Here is a 363-nt window from a genome sequence, read left to right on the forward strand (position 1 = left end):
ATATAGGTATGCGTGTTTGGCGCGTAAACGATATGTTCGTACACTTCGTCCGTAATTATAAAGGCGTCATATTTTTTCGCGAGATCGGCGATTACGGTTAATTCGTCGCGGGTAAACGCCTTGCCGCAGGGGTTGGAAGGGTTGCAAAGAATAAGCGCTTTAGGGCGCTGTTTGAAGGCGTCTTCCAGTTCATTGGCGTCGAAGTTGAACAGAGGAGGACGCAGAGGCACATAGACCGGCTGGGCGCCTGAAAGAATCGTGTCCGCGCCGTAGTTTTCGTAAAAAGGCGAGAAGACAATCACCTTGTCGCCGGGATTCGCGACGGTCATCATGGCCGCCATCATCGCCTCGGTACTTCCGCAG

1 protein-coding gene is annotated in these 363 nt (G+C 52.6%); it reads right to left on the reverse strand.

The genetic code is table 11. The features are described from left to right. Window positions 1-344 (reverse strand): aminotransferase class I/II-fold pyridoxal phosphate-dependent enzyme (locus ACYVTD_RS18080; RefSeq protein ID WP_461248993.1); only part of this gene is annotated, 344 nt, incomplete at its 3' end. Between the last annotated feature and the right edge of the window lie 19 nt (window positions 345-363).

The organism is Treponema sp. R6D11, assembly GCF_054786075.1.